This is a genomic window from Variovorax sp. RCC_210 (assembly GCF_041355175.1).
Classification (GTDB): domain Bacteria; phylum Pseudomonadota; class Gammaproteobacteria; order Burkholderiales; family Burkholderiaceae_C; genus Variovorax.
Map to the genome: position 1 here is coordinate 14054 of NZ_JBFUPJ010000027.1, position 16384 is coordinate 30437.

The 16384-nt window shown below is 69.4% G+C and carries 18 protein-coding genes; all 18 read left to right on the forward strand.

What is annotated here, in order from left to right:
* The first annotated feature begins 11 nt into the window (after window positions 1-11).
* The 18 genes from AB6807_RS38635 (at window position 12) to AB6807_RS38720 (ending at window position 16246) form a co-directional block, all read left to right on the forward strand.
* A complete protein-coding gene (locus AB6807_RS38635) occupies window positions 12-812 on the forward strand; it encodes a GntR family transcriptional regulator (RefSeq protein WP_371088713.1) in 801 nt (266 codons plus the stop codon).
* A complete protein-coding gene (locus tag AB6807_RS38640; RefSeq protein ID WP_116912832.1) occupies window positions 809-1609 on the forward strand; it encodes a transporter substrate-binding domain-containing protein in 801 nt (266 codons plus the stop codon). Before AB6807_RS38635 ends, AB6807_RS38640 begins: the two co-directional genes overlap by 4 nt.
* Before the next feature lie 15 nt (window positions 1610-1624).
* Window positions 1625-2287, forward strand: coding sequence for an amino acid ABC transporter permease (locus AB6807_RS38645; protein ID WP_116912831.1), 663 nt, complete (start codon window positions 1625-1627; stop codon window positions 2285-2287).
* 19 nt (window positions 2288-2306) lie between these two features.
* Window positions 2307-2960, forward strand: coding sequence for an amino acid ABC transporter permease (locus tag AB6807_RS38650; RefSeq protein ID WP_371088714.1), 654 nt, complete (start codon window positions 2307-2309; stop codon window positions 2958-2960).
* A complete protein-coding gene (locus AB6807_RS38655; RefSeq protein WP_116912829.1) occupies window positions 2944-3723 on the forward strand; it encodes an amino acid ABC transporter ATP-binding protein in 780 nt (259 codons plus the stop codon). The genes AB6807_RS38650 and AB6807_RS38655 overlap by 17 nt, the downstream gene beginning before the upstream one ends.
* Window positions 3724-3907: 184 nt before the next feature.
* Window positions 3908-4399 carry an AAA family ATPase gene (locus AB6807_RS38660; RefSeq protein WP_371088715.1) on the forward strand — a complete coding sequence of 164 codons (492 nt, stop codon included), beginning with the start codon at window positions 3908-3910 and terminating at the stop codon, window positions 4397-4399.
* Window positions 4400-4545: 146 nt separating this feature from the next.
* Window positions 4546-5055: a sigma-70 family RNA polymerase sigma factor gene (locus AB6807_RS38665; protein ID WP_371088716.1), complete on the forward strand. Its 510-nt coding sequence runs from the start codon at window positions 4546-4548 to the stop codon at window positions 5053-5055.
* A 1-nt stretch (window position 5056) separates the two neighbouring features.
* Window positions 5057-6046, forward strand: coding sequence for a FecR domain-containing protein (locus tag AB6807_RS38670; protein ID WP_371088717.1), 990 nt, complete (start codon window positions 5057-5059; stop codon window positions 6044-6046).
* A gap of 109 nt (window positions 6047-6155) precedes the next feature.
* Complete coding sequence (locus AB6807_RS38675) at window positions 6156-8630, forward strand: TonB-dependent siderophore receptor (RefSeq protein WP_371088718.1); 2475 nt, start codon at window positions 6156-6158, stop codon at window positions 8628-8630.
* A gap of 37 nt (window positions 8631-8667) precedes the next feature.
* A complete protein-coding gene (locus AB6807_RS38680) occupies window positions 8668-9165 on the forward strand; it encodes a GNAT family N-acetyltransferase (RefSeq protein ID WP_371088719.1) in 498 nt (165 codons plus the stop codon).
* Window positions 9166-9187: 22 nt separating this feature from the next.
* Window positions 9188-10081 (forward strand): LysR family transcriptional regulator, encoded by an 894-nt coding sequence (locus tag AB6807_RS38685; RefSeq protein WP_371088720.1) that lies wholly within the window; start codon window positions 9188-9190, stop codon window positions 10079-10081.
* A 98-nt stretch (window positions 10082-10179) separates the two neighbouring features.
* Window positions 10180-11175 (forward strand): Bug family tripartite tricarboxylate transporter substrate binding protein, encoded by a 996-nt coding sequence (locus AB6807_RS38690; protein ID WP_371088721.1) that lies wholly within the window; start codon window positions 10180-10182, stop codon window positions 11173-11175.
* Window positions 11172-12149: a succinylglutamate desuccinylase/aspartoacylase family protein gene (locus tag AB6807_RS38695; protein ID WP_371088722.1), complete on the forward strand. Its 978-nt coding sequence runs from the start codon at window positions 11172-11174 to the stop codon at window positions 12147-12149. Before AB6807_RS38690 ends, AB6807_RS38695 begins: the two co-directional genes overlap by 4 nt.
* Window positions 12150-12334: 185 nt before the next feature.
* Window positions 12335-12895: a DUF1439 domain-containing protein gene (locus AB6807_RS38700; protein ID WP_371088723.1), complete on the forward strand. Its 561-nt coding sequence runs from the start codon at window positions 12335-12337 to the stop codon at window positions 12893-12895.
* Window positions 12892-13920, forward strand: a complete 1029-nt coding sequence (locus AB6807_RS38705; RefSeq protein WP_371088724.1) for a glycerophosphodiester phosphodiesterase — start codon at window positions 12892-12894, stop codon at window positions 13918-13920. Before AB6807_RS38700 ends, AB6807_RS38705 begins: the two co-directional genes overlap by 4 nt.
* Window positions 13917-14195: a hypothetical protein gene (locus tag AB6807_RS38710; RefSeq protein WP_371088725.1), complete on the forward strand. Its 279-nt coding sequence runs from the start codon at window positions 13917-13919 to the stop codon at window positions 14193-14195. The genes AB6807_RS38705 and AB6807_RS38710 overlap by 4 nt, the downstream gene beginning before the upstream one ends.
* Window positions 14196-14219: 24 nt before the next feature.
* A complete protein-coding gene (locus AB6807_RS38715) occupies window positions 14220-14669 on the forward strand; it encodes a hypothetical protein (RefSeq protein WP_371088726.1) in 450 nt (149 codons plus the stop codon).
* A 77-nt stretch (window positions 14670-14746) separates the two neighbouring features.
* The gene (locus tag AB6807_RS38720) at window positions 14747-16246 is read left to right on the forward strand and encodes a TolC family protein (RefSeq protein ID WP_371088727.1); all 1500 of its coding nucleotides are present in this window, start codon (window positions 14747-14749) and stop codon (window positions 16244-16246) included.
* The last annotated feature ends 138 nt before the right edge of the window (window positions 16247-16384 follow it).

A 16384-nucleotide genomic window follows, 5' to 3' on the forward strand; every position in this document is an offset into this window, starting at 1 on the left:
TATGCAGAACCATGGCCATCTCCGCATCCGAAATCAGTGCACGCATCGTCGAAGCGGTGATGGCGCAAAAGCTCGCGCCCGGTTCGCGCCTGGGCGAGCAGCAGCTGGCCATGCTGTTCGACTGCAGCCGCACCATCGTGCGCGAGGCGCTCACGCGGCTGGCGGCGCGCGGCATCGTCACCGTGAGCGCGCGGCGCGGCTGGTTCGTCATCGAGCCTTCGCAGGACGAGGCGCGCGAGGCGTTCGAGGCGCGGCGCGTCATCGAGCTGGGCCTGATCCGCAGCGCCGGCAGCACCGGAAAGATCGAGAAAACCGCCCTGCGCCAGCTGAAGGCGCACCTCCAGCGTGAAAAGGCCGCACTGAAAGAAAGCGACGTCGGCAACCGCAGCTTCCTGCTGGGCGACTTCCATGTGTGCCTGGCCGAATGCCTGGGCAACACGCTGCTGGCCGACACGCTGCGCGACTACACGGCGCGCACCACGCTGATCGCCATGCTCTACCAGTCCACGCATGACGCGGTGCAGTCGTGCGAAGACCACGTGCAGATCGTCGCGGCGCTGGAGCGCGGCGACCACGCCTCGGCCGAGTCGCTGATGGCCGAGCACATCGGCACGGTGCAGTCGGCCCTGCGCGTGCAGGCACCGACCGATCCGCTCGCGCAGCTGCGCGACGCGCTGGCGCCGCTGAACAACACAAGCGCCGCTGCAGCGGCCCCGAAGGCGAAGCGCCGCAAGCCCGCCGCATTGCCCGCTTCAGATTCCATTCCCGATTCCGATCCAGATTCTTCGACTTACCTAGGAGCCCTGCTATGAACTTCTCTTCGTCCAAACGCCACCTCGCGCTCGCACTGGCTTCCATTGCCATGCTGGCCGCCACCGGCGCCGCCCAGGCCCAGAACGCGCTCGACAACGTGCTCAAGGCCAAGACCATCAAGATCGCCGTGCCCACCGACTACCCGCCCTACGGCTCGGTCGACAAGAACATGAAGCCGCAGGGCCTCGACGTGGAAATGGCCGAGCTCATCGCCGCCAAGCTCGGCGTGAAGATCGAGCTGGTGCCCGTCACCAGCGCCAACCGCATTCCGTACCTGCAGACGCGCAAGGCCGACCTGGTGATTTCCACGCTCGGCAAGAACCCGGAGCGCGAGAAGGTCATCGATTTCTCCTCGGCCTACGCGCCCTTCTTCCAGGCCGTGTTCGCGGCCAAGAGCCTGAACATCAAGACCTTCGCCGACATGGGCGGCAAGACCGTCGCCGTCACGCGCGGCGCCATGGAAGACCAGGAGCTCGCCAAGGTGGCGCCCACCACGCTGGACTACAAGCGCTTCGAGGACAACAACGCCACCATCGCTGCCTTCGTCTCGGGCCAGACGCAGACCCTGGCCGCCAGCGCCGCGGTGGCCGGCGACATGATGCAGAAGAACCCGCAGCTCAACGCCGAATACAAGCTGCTGCTGAAAGACAGCCCCTGCTTCGTCGGCATCGCCAAGGGCGAGGACAAGCTGAAGGCCAAGGTCAACGAGATCATCGCCAACGCGCGCAAGGATGGCACCATCGACGCCATGTCCAAGAAGTGGCTCGGCCGCCCGGCCGGCGACCTGCCGGTCTGATCGAGCCGCGCGGCCATGAACATCGAATTCGACTTTTTGGCGGTTCTGTCGGAATGGCCGCTGCTGCTGCGCGGCGTGGCGTGGACCATAGGCCTCACCGCCGTGGGCACCGTGCTGGGCATGACCGTGGGCACCTTCTGCGCCTGGGCACGCTCAGGCGGGCCGCGCTGGCTGCGGCTGCTGGTGGGCACCTACGTGGAGCTGATCCGCAACACGCCCTTCATCGTGCAGCTGTTCTTCATCTTCTTCGGGCTGCCGGCCGCAGGCGTCAAGCTCTCGCCGGAGGTGGCCTCGGTGATCGCCATGGTGATGAACCTGGGGGCTTACTCCACCGAGATCATCCGCGCCGGCATCGAGGCCACGCCCAAGGGGCAGATCGAGGCCGCCGTGAGCCTGGCGCTGAGCAAGGCGCAGGTGTTCCTGCGCGTGGTGCTGCCGCCGGCGCTGAAGAAGGTGTGGCCTTCGATGGTGAGCCAGATCGTCATCGTGATGCTGGGCTCGGCGGTGTGCGGGCAGATTTCGACCGAAGAGCTCAGCTACGCGGCCAACCTCATCCAAAGCCGCAACTTCCGCGCCTTCGAGGCCTTCATCGTCGCCACGCTCATCTACCTGGCGCTGTCGGTCGCGTTGCGCCGGCTGCTCGACTGGGCGGGGCCGAAGTTCTTCTTCGGCCGCTGAACGCAGGAACTCCGTTGCCATGACCGATTTTTCTCTCTGGGACATCCTGCGCAACCTGCTGATGGCGCTGCGCTGGACCGTCGTGCTCTCGCTCATCGCCTTCGTCGGCGGCGGCATCGTGGGGGCGGCGCTGCTGTTCGTGCGGCTGCGCGGCGGCAAGGTGGCGGGCAAGGCCGTGAGCCTGTACGTGCAACTCTTCCAGGGCACGCCGCTGCTGATGCAGCTGTTTCTCGCCTACTTCGGCATCGCGCTGTTCGGCATCGACGTGTCGGCGTGGACGGCCGCCAGCGTGGCGCTCACGCTGTACACCAGCGCTTTTCTCACCGAAATCTGGCGCGGCTGCGTGGCCTCCATTCCGAAGGGGCAATGGGAGGCCTCGGGCAGCCTGGCGCTGAGCTTCGGCGAGCAGATGCGCCACGTGATCCTGCCGCAGGCCGTGAAGATCGCGATTGCGCCGACGGTCGGCTTCCTGGTGCAGGTCATCAAGGGCACGGCGCTGGCCTCGGTGATCGGCTTCGTCGAGCTCACCAAGGCCGGCAGCATGATTTCGAACGCCACCTTCAAGCCCTTCGTGGTGTTCAGCTGCGTGGCCCTGCTTTATTTCGTGCTGTGCTTTCCCGTGAGCCTGTACGCCAAGACCCTCGAGAGGAAAACCCATGGCCGCCGTGCTTGAACCGCAACAACCCGCCACCTCGGTGGGCGCCCCCATCGTGCGCATCACCGCGCTGCGCAAGTCTTACGGCACCAACGAGGTGCTCAAGGGCATCGACCTGGACGTGAAGCGCGGCGAGGTGATCGCCATCATCGGCAAGAGCGGCTCGGGCAAGAGCACGCTGCTGCGCTGCATCAACGGGCTCGAAGTGTTCCAGGAAGGCTCGCTCACGGTCGACGGCAAGCCGCTGCTGCACGAAAGCACCATGGCCATGCGCGAGCTGCGCCAGCGCGTGGGCATGATCTTCCAGAGCTTCAACCTGTTCCCGCACCTCACGGTCGGAAAGAACGTGATGCTCGCGCCCACGCTGGTGAAGAAGCGCGGCAGCATGGAAGCCGCCTCGCAGGCGCGCAAGCTGCTCAACCGCGTGGGGCTGCAGGAAAAATTCGACGCCATGCCCGACCAGCTTTCGGGCGGCCAGCAGCAGCGCGTGGCCATCGCGCGCGCGCTGGCCATGGAGCCGGCCGTGCTGCTGTGCGACGAGATCACCTCCGCGCTCGACCCCGAGCTGGTGGGCGAGGTGCTGCGCGTGGTGGAGTCGCTGGCCGACGAGGGCATGACGCTGCTGATGGTCACGCACGAGATGAGCTTTGCGCGCAAGGTGAGCGACCGCGTCATCTTCATGCACCAGGGCCGCGTGCACGAGATGGGGCCGCCGGCGGAGCTGTTCGGCAACCCGCAGACGGCGGAGCTGAAGCAGTTCCTGTCGTCGCTGCACGACTGAACGGGCCGCGCTGGGCTATCCTCGGCCCATGGCTTGCCTGCACACCGCGTCGATTATTCGCACCATCCGAAAGATGGTGGGTTAGCGCGCGGTTCCACGGACACACGCCATGCAACCCGCCCCACGAGGCGGGTTTTTCGTTTCCTGGGGTTCTTTTTCAAAACCGACTCAGCAGGAGAAACGAATGACAGCACCCCTCACCCCGACGCTTCACATGGTCTGCGGAAAGATCGGCGCCGGCAAATCGACGCTCACCCGGCAGCTGGCCCAGGCGCCCGCCACGGTGCTCATCAGCGAAGACACCTGGCTCGCGGCGCTGTACCCGGGCGAGATCCACGAACTGCCCGACTACGTGCGCTGCGCAGGCCGGTTGAAGCAGGCCATGGCCGGCCACGTGACGGACTTGCTGCGTGCCGGCGTGTCGGTGGTGCTCGACTTTCCCGCCAACACCGTGAGCGGCCGAAGCTGGATGCGCGGCATTTTCGAAGCCGCCGGCGTGGCGCACGCCCTGCACTTCCTGGACGTGCCCGACGCGGTCTGCAAGGAGCGCCTGCGTGCGCGCAATGCGAGCGGAGAGCACCCGTTCGAGACGACGGATGCGCAGTTCGACCTGATCAGCAGCCATTTCGTGGCGCCTGCCGAGGCGGAGGGGTTCGAGGTGGTGCGGCACCGGTGAGACATGGGTGGCACAGGAGCGAGGCATAGGGACGAGACACAGGGGCAAGACACAAATGTTGCGCGAGGCATTTCGACTCATCTAAAATTAATGAGAAACGTTCTCATTGATCGATCCACACCAGGCCGCTGGCCGAGAGGAATGCCATGTCTGCCGCCGAGTCGGTCATGCACCAGGAAGTGCAGGCGCTCTATTGCGAACACCACGGGTGGCTGCAGACCTGGCTACGCCGCAAGCTGGGCGATTCCTTTGCCGCGGCGGACCTGGCCCAGGACACGTTCGTCAGCGTCATCACCACCGGCGCAACGGCCGACATTCGCGAGCCGCGCCCCTTCCTGGCCACCATCGCGCGGCGCCTGATGGCGCACCGGCATCGCCGGCAGGTGCTTGAACAGAGCTATCTCGAGGCGCTGGCCGCCCTGCCGCAAGACATGGCGCCTTCCCCCGAGGTACAGCTGCTGGCCATCGAGGCGCTGCACCAAGTCGACCGCGTGCTCGACAGCCTGCCGCCCGCGGTGAAGGAAGCTTTTCTGCTGGCCCATCTCGAAGGGCTCAGCTATGCGGAGATTGCCGAACGGCTGGCCGTGTCGGCCAGCTCGGTGAAGCAGTACCTCTCGCGTGCCAACCGACAGTGCTTCTTCGGCATGGCCGACTGAGATGCCGGGGACAACGAGCAGCGCCGCGGCACTGCCTTTCGGCGAGCGCGCCGCCGACGAAGCCTCCGAGTGGCTTACCGTGCTGATGTCCGGCGAAGCCACCGACGAAGACCGCCAGCGCTGGCAGCAATGGCGGCGCGGCCACCCCGACAACGAGCGCGCGTGGCAGCACATCGAAAGCTTCACCGCACGCCTGAAAGGCCTGAACCCCACGGCGGCCTACGCGGTGCTCACGCCTGCGGGCCACGCACGGGCGCCGGCCCGCCGCAAGGCGATGCGCGCTCTTTTCTGGCTCGGGGCCACCGGCGTCACGGGCGTGCTCGCATCGCGCACACAGGCCTGGCAACAGTCGGTGGCCGACTTTCGTACCGGCACCGGAGAGCAACGCAGCGTGCTGCTGGACGACGGCACGCGCATCACGCTCGACACGGCCAGCGCCATCGACGTGCGCTTCGACGCCCGGCGCCGGCTGGTGCGACTGGTGGCCGGCGAGGTGATGATCGTCACCGGCCACGCGCAGCCCGGCAGTCCGCCCTTCGTGGTCGACACCGCCGAAGGCCGCATCCGCGCGCTGGGCACCCGGTTTTTCGTGCGGCAAGACCAAGGCCGCACCCGCGTGGCCGTGCTCGAAAGCGCGGTCGAGATCACGCCGCTCGCCGCCTCGGCCCCGTCGCGCCTCCTGCGCGCCGGCGAGCGCACCTCCTTCAGCACGAGCGACATCGACGCACCCGCTCCGGTGAACGAGCAGATCTCTGCATGGTCGCTTGGCCAGATCATTGCTGACGACATGCGGCTGGACGACTTCATCGACGAGCTCGGCCGCTACCGCCCGGGCATCCTGCGCTGCGACCCGGCGGTGGCCGGCCTGCGCTTCTCGGGCGTGTTCCCGCTGGGCGACACCGATCGCATCCTCGCGATGCTGCCCAGCGTGCTGCCGGTTCAGGTGCGCCTGCGCACCCGCTACTGGACCACGGTGGAACCCGCGACCTGAGCCCGGCCGACCTTTCTTGAGAATTTTTCGGGTTTCGCCTGCCCGATTTCATTTCTCGCGGCACCTACCAAGTGAGGGCTTTTTTCAGCAATCACTTCGAGAGACCACCATGCCGACCAACAGGCGCCAGCACACACACAAGAACAAGCATCCAGCTCGGGGAATTTCGGCATCGGCCCTTTGCGGCCTCGCACTGCTGGGCGCGCAGGCCGGCATGGTGGGGCCCGCCCGGGCCCAGGCACCCGCCAATGCACCCTTTCAAGGTCAGCAAACCCAGCAAGGCCAGCCGGTCCGCCAGAGCTACAACGTTCCCGCGGGCCCGCTCGCACCGGCGCTGCGCAGCTTTGCCAGCGCGGCCAACCTGCCGCTGACTTTCGTCGCCGAGCAGACCGCGGGCAAGCTCACTTCGGGCGTGCAGGGGCAGTTCACGCCGCAAGAGGCGCTGGCCACCCTGCTCGCCGGCTCCGGCCTGCTGGCCGTGCGGCTGGACAACGGCGGCTACGTGCTGCGCGGCCAGCCGATGCCCACAACGCCCCCACCGCCAGCATCACCATCTGACGCGGCCACCCTCCCCGCCGTGCGCGTGACGGCCACCGCCGAGCGCGACACCGCCACCGGCCCCGTGCCCGGCTATGTCGCGCGCGTCAGCGCCACGGCCACCAAGACCGACACGCCGGTGATCGAGGTGCCGCAGTCGATCTCCATCATCGGGCGCGAAGAGATGGACGCGCGCGGCGCGCAGGACGTGATGGACGTCGTGCGCTACACGCCCGGCGTGACGACCAGCACCTACGGCCCCGACAACCGGGGCTGGGAATACATCCTGCTGCGCGGCTTCGAAGCCGGCGTCAACGGCATCTACCGCGACGGGCTCGGCCAGCCGGCGTTCCTGCCCACCTACTACCTCACCGAGCCCTACGGCCTGGAGCGCGTGGAGGTGCTGCGCGGGCCGTCGTCCATGGTCTTCGGCAAGGGCGATGCAGGAGGCATCGTCAACCGCGTGAGCAAGCAGCCCGGCGAGCGCGTCCGCGAAATCGAGCTGCAGTACGGCAACTTCCAGCGCAAGCAACTGGCGTTCGACCTTGGCGACCAGGTCGGCAACAACACCGACCTGAGCTACCGCGTGGTCGGCCTGGGACTGGACAGCAACGACCAGGACCGCTACCCCGACGGCCGCAAGCTCAATCACACGCGCAGCTACATCGCGCCTTCGGTGCGCTGGCAGCCCAACGCGACGACCTCGTTGACGGTGTTCGGCGAGTACCTCAGGAACAGCACCGGCGAAGACCCCTATTACCTGACCCAGAACTACGTGCTCTACCCCATCAAGGTGGGCGACTACAGCTTCGGCCAGCTCAAGCAGACTTCCGGCGCCGTTGGCTACCGCTTCGAAACGGCCCTGAACGACAGCTGGACCCTGCGCCAGAACTTCCGCTACAGCCAGATCGAGATGAGCCGGCGCGTGGTGTGGGCCGACTCGCTCGGCGAAGACCAGCACACGCTCTCGCGCATCGCCAGGACCTGGAACAACCCCGTGAACCTGGCGGCGCTGGACACCAGCGTGCAGGGCAAGCTGCAGTACGGCGCCGTCCAGCACACGGTGCTGCTGGGCGTCGACTACAGCGACCAGAAGGGCAGGCAACAGCGCTTCATCGGCGCGGCCCCCGACCTCGACCTGTTCGCCCCCGTCTACGGCCAGGCCGTGGCGACGCCCACCGACCCGATGAACAATCTGGCCCAGTCGACGCGCCAGACCGGCTTCTACGCGCAGGACCAGATCAAGTTCGGCGAGAACTGGGTCGTCACCCTCGGCGGGCGGCAGGACCATGTGCGCCAGCTCACCGACGACTACCTGAACGTGGGCCATACCCGCCAATCGGACAGCGCGTTCAGTGGCCGCGCCGGCCTCACCTACCTGCTGGGCAACGGCTGGGCGCCGTACATCAGCCATGTCACCTCCTTCCTGCCCAACAGCGGCGTCGACGCCAACAGCGAACCCTTCAAGCCCAGCCGCGGCACGCAGGTCGAGGTGGGCGTCAAGTTCCAGCCCGTGGGCACGCGCACGCTGTTCACCGCCGCGGCATTCGACCTGCGCAAGACCAACGTGGTCACCTACGACCCGGAGACCGGCGAGGGACGCCAGGTCGGCAGGCAGCGCTCGCGCGGCATCGAGCTGGAAGCCAAGGGCGAAGTCGCCCCGGGCCTGAACATTGCGGCCGCCTACACCTGGCTGGACATGAAGGTGCTCGAAAGCGCCGATGCGAGCGAGGTCGGAAAGATTCCGCCGCTGGTGCCCAGGCAGTCCGCCTCGGTGTGGCTCGACTACACGCTGGGCAACGGCCTGGGCTTCGGGGGCGGGGTGCGCTACGTGGGCAAACGCCAGAACGACGAGCAGAACTCCACCTTCGAACGCGGCGTGACGCTGCTGGACGCGGTGGCGCACTACGAGCGCGGCCCGTGGCGCTTCGCGCTCAACGTCTCCAACCTGGCGGACAAGAAGTACAACTCGATCTGCTACCACGGCGAGTGCTACCAGGGCACCCGCCGCACGGCGACGCTCACGGCACGCTACCGCTGGCAGTGATGGCAACGGGCACGGGGCGCCGGTATGCTCGCCCCCGATGCAGATCCAACAAGCCCTCCCCGAAGAAGCTGCCACCGTCGCAGCCGTGTTGAACGAAGCCGCGCAGTGGATCGCCGCCGAAGGGCGCCCGCTGTGGTCGGCGGCCGACGTCGCGCTGGAGCGCATCCAGCGCGACACCGATGCCGGCGGCTACTTCATCGCACGCAGGAACAGTGATGTCGCCGGCGTCGTGCGCCTCGACCTCGAAGACCCGTACTTCTGGCCCGAAATTGAAAGCGGCAGCTCGCTGTATGTGCACAAGCTCGCGGTGCGCCGCGCGTGGTCGGGCCAGGGCGTGCCGGTGCAGTTGCTGGACTTTGCCTTGGCGCGCGCACGCGAGCTGGGCCGCCCCTTTCTGCGGCTGGACTGCGTGGCCGACCGCGCCCCGCTGCGCGCGCTGTACGAACGCTTCGGCTTCTCGCTGCACAGCGTGATCCACAAGGGCGAGCGGGCCTTCGCGCGCTACGAACTGGCGGTGAAGCCGCTCGGCAACTGACGATCACCGCACCCGCCGCGCCATGCAATTCAAGTGGATGGAAGACTTCATCGTGCTGGCGCAAACGCGCAGCTTCACCCGCGCGGCCGAGCTGCGCCATGTGACGCATCCGGCCTTCGGCCGGCGCATTCGCGCGCTGGAATCGTGGGCGGGCACGCCGCTGGTCGAGCGCGGCAGTTCGCCGGTGGCGCTGACGCCCGCGGGCGAGAGCTTTCTTGAAAACGCCGGCCAGATGGTGCGCGGCGTGGAAAGCTCGCGCGAAGAAATGCAGAGCGTGGCCGGGCGGCAGGCGCGCACGGTGACGGTGGTGACCGGCCGCACGCTCGCGCGCACCGTGATGGCCGACTGGCTGGTGCGGCTGCAGCCGGTGCTGCGCGGCGGCGAGGTGCGCGTGCTGACCGGTGCGCTGGCCGAAACGGTGCGCATGCTGGAGCACGACGAGGTCGACTTTTCGCTCATCTTTCATCACTCCGCCCTCACCTTCCGGCTCGACGGGCGGCAGTTCTCGCATGTGACGGTGGCCTCCGACAAGCTGGTGCCGGTGTCGCGCGCCGACGCGCGCGGGCAGCCGGCCCACAGCTTCGACGCGCCCGGCGACGTGCCCTTTCTGTCCTACGTGCGTACGCTGGCCATGGGCCGGCTGGTGGAAGACCTGCTGGCCAACAACCCGCAGGCGCCGCGGCTGAAGCGCCGCATCGAGTGCGACTCGGCCGATGCGCTGTACGAGTACGTGCTGCGCGGCCTGGGCGTGGCCTGGCTGCCGTGGTCGATGGTGCAGGCCGACTGCAAGGCCGGCCGGCTGGTGCCCACCGGCGGGCGGCGCATGGAAGTGCGCTTCGAGGTGCGGCTGTACCGGCCCAAGCGCCGGCTCGGGCCGCTGGCCGAAGACGTCTGGCGCGCCATGGCCGCGCGCTGAGCGCAACCCAATCGGCACCGGTTGGTGCCAGCACGGCACCACGAGGCAGGGTGCGGGTTCGCAGAATTCGCGCACCCACTCCCAACCCGAGGCCCACGATGCGTCTTCCCCATGCTTTTCCGCGTGCTTTCCTTTCCTGTCTGGCCCTGGCCGCGTGCTGCGGCCTTGCCGCCGTGCCCTCGCTGGCCTCCGCCGCCGACGCCTACCCCACCAAGCCCATCACCCTGGTGGTCGGCTACCCGCCCGGCGGCTCGACCGACCTGACCGGCCGCGCGCTCGGCGTGGAGCTGTCGCATCGCCTGGGCGTGCCGGTGATCGTCGACAACATCGGCGGTGCCGGCGGCGCCATCGGCGCGCAGAAGGTGGCCAACGCCGCGCCCGACGGCTACACGCTGCTGCTGGGCGCCAACAACGAGATCGCCATCAGCAGGCTGGTGAACGCCAGCGTGCGCTACGAGCCGAAGAACTTCACCGCCATCGGCCTGGTCGCCTCGCAGCCGCTGGTGCTGGTGGCGACGCCGGCGGTGGGCGTGAAAACGGCGGGTGAGCTGCTCGCGCTGCTGAAGAAGAACCCGGCCAGGTACAGCTACGGCAGCTCGGGCGTGGGCACCTCGCTGCACCTGGCGGGCGAAATGCTCAAGCAGCAGGGCGGCGTGTTCATGACGCACGTGCCCTACCGCGGCGTGGCGCCGCTCACCAACGACCTGATGGGCGGCAACATCGACTTCGGCATGTTCGTGCTGTCCAGCGCGCTGCCCTACATCCGCAGCGGCAAGCTGGTGGCGCTGGGCACCACCGAGGCGAAGCGCTCGGCCATCACGCCGGACCTGCCCGCCCTGGGCGAGACCCCGGCGCTCAAGCGCATGGACATCGGCGTGTGGTTCGCGCTGATGGGGCCGGCCAAGCTGCCCGAGCCGGTGGTGGCGCGGCTGAAGAAGGCGCTGGACGACACGCTGCAGTCGCCCGACTTCCGCAAGAAGATGGAGGCGACCAGCTCGGTCGTCCCACTGGCGCCGTTGGACATCGACCGCTTCCTTGCCACCGAAACCGACAAATACCGCAACATCGTGCAATTCGCCAACATCAAGGAATGAGCTTGTCCGCGTCCACTTTCGAACTCCCCGCACCCGACATTTCCGCCTGGCGCGCCGGCAACACCGGCACCGAAGGCGTCTGGCATTTCGACTCGGGCCAGGCCGGCCACCGCGTGATGATCAGCGCGCTGGTGCACGGCAACGAGGTATGCGGTGCCTGGGCGCTCAAGGGCCTGCTGGAAGCCGGCGTGCGCCCGCAGCGCGGCAGCCTGACGCTGGCCTTCTGCAACCTGGAGGCCTTCGAGCGCTTCGACCCGGCCGACGCCGACGCCTCGCGCTTCACCGACGAAGACCTCAACCGCCAGTGGTCCGCCGACCGGCTCGAGGCCGGCGGCACGCGCGAACGCCGCCGCGCCGCCGCGCTGCAGCCGCACGTGGCGCAAGCCGACTGGCTGCTCGACCTGCACTCGATGCACGAGCCCTCCGCCCCGCTCACGCTCACCGGCGTGCTGCCGCGCAACCTGGCGCTGGCGCGGCAGCTGCGCAGCCCGGAGCACATCGTGATCGACGCGGGCCACAAGGACGGCGTGCGCATGCGCGACTTCGGGCGCTTCGGCGCGGCCGACGCGGACCCGGCCAGCGACGCGCTGGCGCTGCTGGTCGAATGCGGCTTCCACGGCGACCCGGCCAGCCGCACCGTGGCGCAGGACCAGTGCGCGCGCTTCCTGCGCGCCGCCGGCACGCTCGACGACGCGGCCATCGCCCAGGCGCTGCCCGGCTGGCTGCAGCCCGACGCGCCCCGCCAGTGGGCGCTGGACGTGACCGGCCCCGTGGTCGCGCGCAGCGAAGACTTTCGCTTCGCCAAGCCCTTCACCGGGCTCGAGGTGATTGCAAAGGCCGGCACCGTCATCGGCTGGAACGACGGCGAGCCCGTGGCCACGCCGTACGACGACTGCGTGCTGGTGATGCCCTCGACCCGCCAGGCCAAGCCGGGCGTGACGGTGGTGCGGTACGCCCGGCGCCGGGCGCTCTGAACGGGCCCGGGGGGCGCGGCCGCGGCGGGGAATGCAGCCGCCCCTCGCTCGGGTGCTGCACCTGGGTGCATCAGGCCTCACCGGACGTCAGGCTTCACCGGGCTTCACCAGCTTCACCGGGCTGTGGCAAGCTCGCCAACCGTATGAACATCCGCCCTTCGTTCTCCCCCTCCCTCCCCCCGCCCGTGCCCGCCCGCCGCCACCTGTTGCGCGTGCTGCTGGGCGCCGCCGCGCTCCAGGCCCCGTTCGCGGCGCTGGCCGGCTTCAACTTCTTCACCAGCGAATACACCGCCACCCGCGACGAGCTGCAGGCGCAGATCGCCAAGCGTTTTCCGGTGGCCGAGCGCTATGCCGAGCTGTTCATGGTCGGGCTGCGCGACCCGCAGCTGGGCCTGGACGCCGGCACCAACCGCGCCACCATCACCGCCGCCCTGACCATCGCGAGCCCCCTGCTGGCGGCCTCGCCGGTGCAGGGCGTGGTGGCGGTGAGCAGCGCGCTGAAGTACGACGCCGCCACCCGCGCGCTGCGGCTGGACCAGCCCAAGGCCGAGCGGCTGGAGCTGCAGGGCGTGGAAGGCCGCGACGCCGAACGCCTGCAGCGCGTGGGCGCGGTGGTGGCGCAGGAGCTGCTGCAGGGCCAGGTGCTGCGCAGCTTCACGGCCGACGAACTCACGGTCGGGCGCAAGACCTACGAGATCGGCGACATCACGGTGCTAGACAACGGAATCAAGGTCCAGCTCAAATGAAATTCACACGCCTTTCCACTGTCGTGCTTGCTGGCGCCCTCGCCGGGATCGCCGGGCTTGCCGGCATCACCGGCTGCGCGGCGGTCGTGCCCGCCGCCAAGCAGCACTTCGACCTCGAAGCCCACCGCGGCGGTCGCGGCCTGGCGCCCGAGAACACGCTGGCGGCGTTCAACAACGCCATCGACCTGGGCGTGACCACGCTGGAACTGGACATCGGGCTCACGGCCGACGGCGTGGTGGTGATCTCGCACGACACCTCGCTCAACCCCGACCACACGCGCGACGCCGGCGGCAACTGGCTGGCGCCCAAGAGCGGCGCGGCCATTCGCACGCTCACGCTGGCGCAGCTGCAGACCTACGACGTGGGCCGCCTGAACCCGGGCAGCAACTACGGCAAGCAGTTCGCGCTGCAGCAGCCGCGCGACGGCGAGCGCATTCCCACGTTGGCCGCGCTGTTCGCGCAGGTGCAGGCGCGCGGCGCGAACGCGGCCACGGTGCGCTTCAACATCGAGACCAAGATCGACCCGACCAGGCCGGGCGAAACCGCCGCGCCCGAGCCGATGGTGCGCGCGCTGCTGGCCGAGATCGACAAGGCCGGCATGGCCGCACGCGTGACCATCCAGAGCTTCGACTGGCGCACGCTGGCGCTGGTCGGCCAGCTGGCGCCGCAGCTGCCGCGCGCCTACCTCACCACGCCGCGCACGCTGAAGGACAGCCGCTGGACGGCGGGCCTCGACGCGGCCGGCTACGCGTCGACGCCGCAGCTGGTGAAGGCCGCCGCGGCCAATGGGCCTGGCCCCGTCGTCTGGTCGCCGGCCTACGCCGACCTGACCCCCGCCGTCATCAAGGAAGCGCAGAAGCTCGGCATGAAGGTGCTGCCCTGGACGGTGAACGAGCGCGCCGACATGCTGCGCCTGATGGACGCGGGCGCCGACGGGATCATCACGGACTACCCCGACGTGCTGCGCGACCTGATGCGCGAGCGCGAGCTGTCGCTGCCGCCGCCCGGCAGGAGCGCGCCATGAGCGCGGCGCTGCAACTCGACGCCATCGCCGCGCGCGTGACGGCCCTACGGGGCGGGAGCGGCGGACCCATCACCGCGCTGTCGAGCGAGGCCCGCGCCAGCACCGAGTTGCTGGCCGCCCTGCCGCCGCGTTACGCGGAGGTGCTGCTGAACCTGCTCGACCGGCTGGAGTCGAGCGCGCTGTTCAGCGAGGAGAGCTGCTCGTTCAGCCAGAAGGACCTGCTCGACAACCTGCAGGTGTGGGTGGACAAGGCCCGCGGGCAGCTGGTGGCTTAGCACCCGCGTTTATCATCCGGCCCCATGCGCACCCTGCTGCTCGCCCTCATGATCGCCCTGCTGCCCATCCGCGGCTGGCTGGGCGACGCGATGGCGCTGGAGATGGCGCGGCATTCGCTGCCGGTGGCTTCCGTCTCGATGGTTTCAGCGGCCCCGGGTGCCACGATGGCCACGCAAGCCCATTGCCATGAGGCGATGGAAGCCATGGACGCCACCGACGCGGACGCCGGCATGCAGATGGCCATGGACATGTCCGACAGCCATGCCGGCCACGCCAGCCACGACACCACCGGTGGCGCCGACCACCAGGGCTGCGGCACCTGCACCGCCTGCCAGGTCTGCCACACGGTGGCGCTCGGCGGCATGCCCCTGATCGACACCGTGCACGGTGCCCCCCAGGCGGCGCCCGCCGCACACGCCAGCCGCTTCGCCAGCGCAGAGCCCGCCCAGGGCCTGAAGCCACCCATTTCCTGATCTCCCTGCCCGTAGTCCGTCCGCGGTGAGCCCTTCGAGGCTCGCGGCGTTGGTCGTATTGCTCATGGAGATCGAGCGTGAACCCCTTTGTTGGCTGGCCGTTGGCCGGCATCCGTCGCCCCGCACCGGGTAGCGACCCGCGCACGCCAGGCGCGCGCACCGGCGGCATTTCATTCATCAGGCCGGCCGCCGCGCTGGCCGCCGCGGCGGTGCTGGCCGGCTGCGCCAGCCTGTCGCCGGACGGCGGCAGCGCCGACCTGCAGGCGCTGGTCGGCGCCAACCCGCTCATGGCGGGCGCCACGGCCCAGCGCACGCCCGACGAAGCCTCGCGCCAGCGCGTGGACGCGCTGCTCGCCAAGCCGCTCGACGCCGAGGCCGCCGTGCGCATCGCGCTGCTCGAAAGTCCGCGCGTGCAGGACGCCTTCGCGACGCTGCAGCTGAGCGACGCCGACCGCGTGCAGGCCGCGAGCCTGCCGAACCCGGTGTTCGCCTTCAGCCGCCTGACCGAGGGCAGCGAGCGCGAGATCGACCGGCTCGTCAGCTTCAACGTGGTGGGCCTGCTCACGCTGCCATGGCAGGCGCGCTGGGCAGGGCAGCGGCACGAGTCGGCCAAGCTGCAGGCCGCGCAGAGCGTGCTGGCGCTGGCCGCCGACACGCGCCGCGCCTGGGTGCGCGCGGTGGCGACGCAGCAGAGCGTGGTGTATCTGCGCGACGCGAAGGACGCCGCCGAAGCCGGCGCCGAGCTCGCGCACCGCATGGCGCAGGCCGGCAACTGGAGCGCGCTGCAGCGCACGCGCGAGCAGCTGCTGCTGGCCGATGCGGCGGCGCAGCTGGCGCGCGCCGAGCAGGCCGCGCTCGCCTCGCGCGAACAGCTCAACCGCCTGCTGGGCCTGGGCGGCGAGCGCACCGCCTACACCCTGCCCGACCGCCTGCCGCCGCTGCCCAAGGCCGCGCCCGAGCTCGGCGACGTGCAGGCGCTGGCGCTGCGCGACCGGCTCGACGTGCGCTCCGCGCAGGTGCGGAACACCGCCGTGGCCGGCTCGCTCGGCCTCACGCGCGCCACCAGCGTCGTCGACGCGATGGAGCTGGGCGTGGCGCGCAACAGCAAATTCGACGACGGCCCCGAGCGCTCGCGCCGCACGCAGCGCGGCTTCGAGCTCGCGCTGCCCATTCCGCTCTTCGACTGGGGCCAGGCCCGCAACGGCCGCGCCGAGGCGTTGTACCTGCAATCGGCCGCGCGCGTGCGCGACGTGGGCGTGCTGGCCGCGAGCGAGGCACGCGAAGCCTGGCAGGGCTGGAACACCGCCTACGCCATCGCCCGGCGTTACCGCGACGAAGTGCTGCCGCTGCGCAAGAAGGTCAACGAGGAGATGGTGCTGCGCTACAACGGCATGCTCGCGAGCGTGTGGGAGCTGCTGGGCGAAACGCGCGCCAGCATGCTGGTCGTGAACGCGGGCATCGAGGCGCAGCGCGATTTCTGGCTGGCCGACGTCGACCTGCAACTGGTGCTCACAGGCAGTTCACCCGGCGGCATGACGGCGCTGCAGGCCGCTGCGGCAGGAGGGGCCACCGAATGAGCCGCTCATACCCGACCCCTTATCAGCGCCCGCACCCGCATTCGCTCCCTCCCCCCCTGGGGGAGGGCCGGGGTGGGGGCAAGCGGCCTCCACGCCGCCCGCCATGCCACCTCATCCAACGCCGCCGAGCCCCCATCC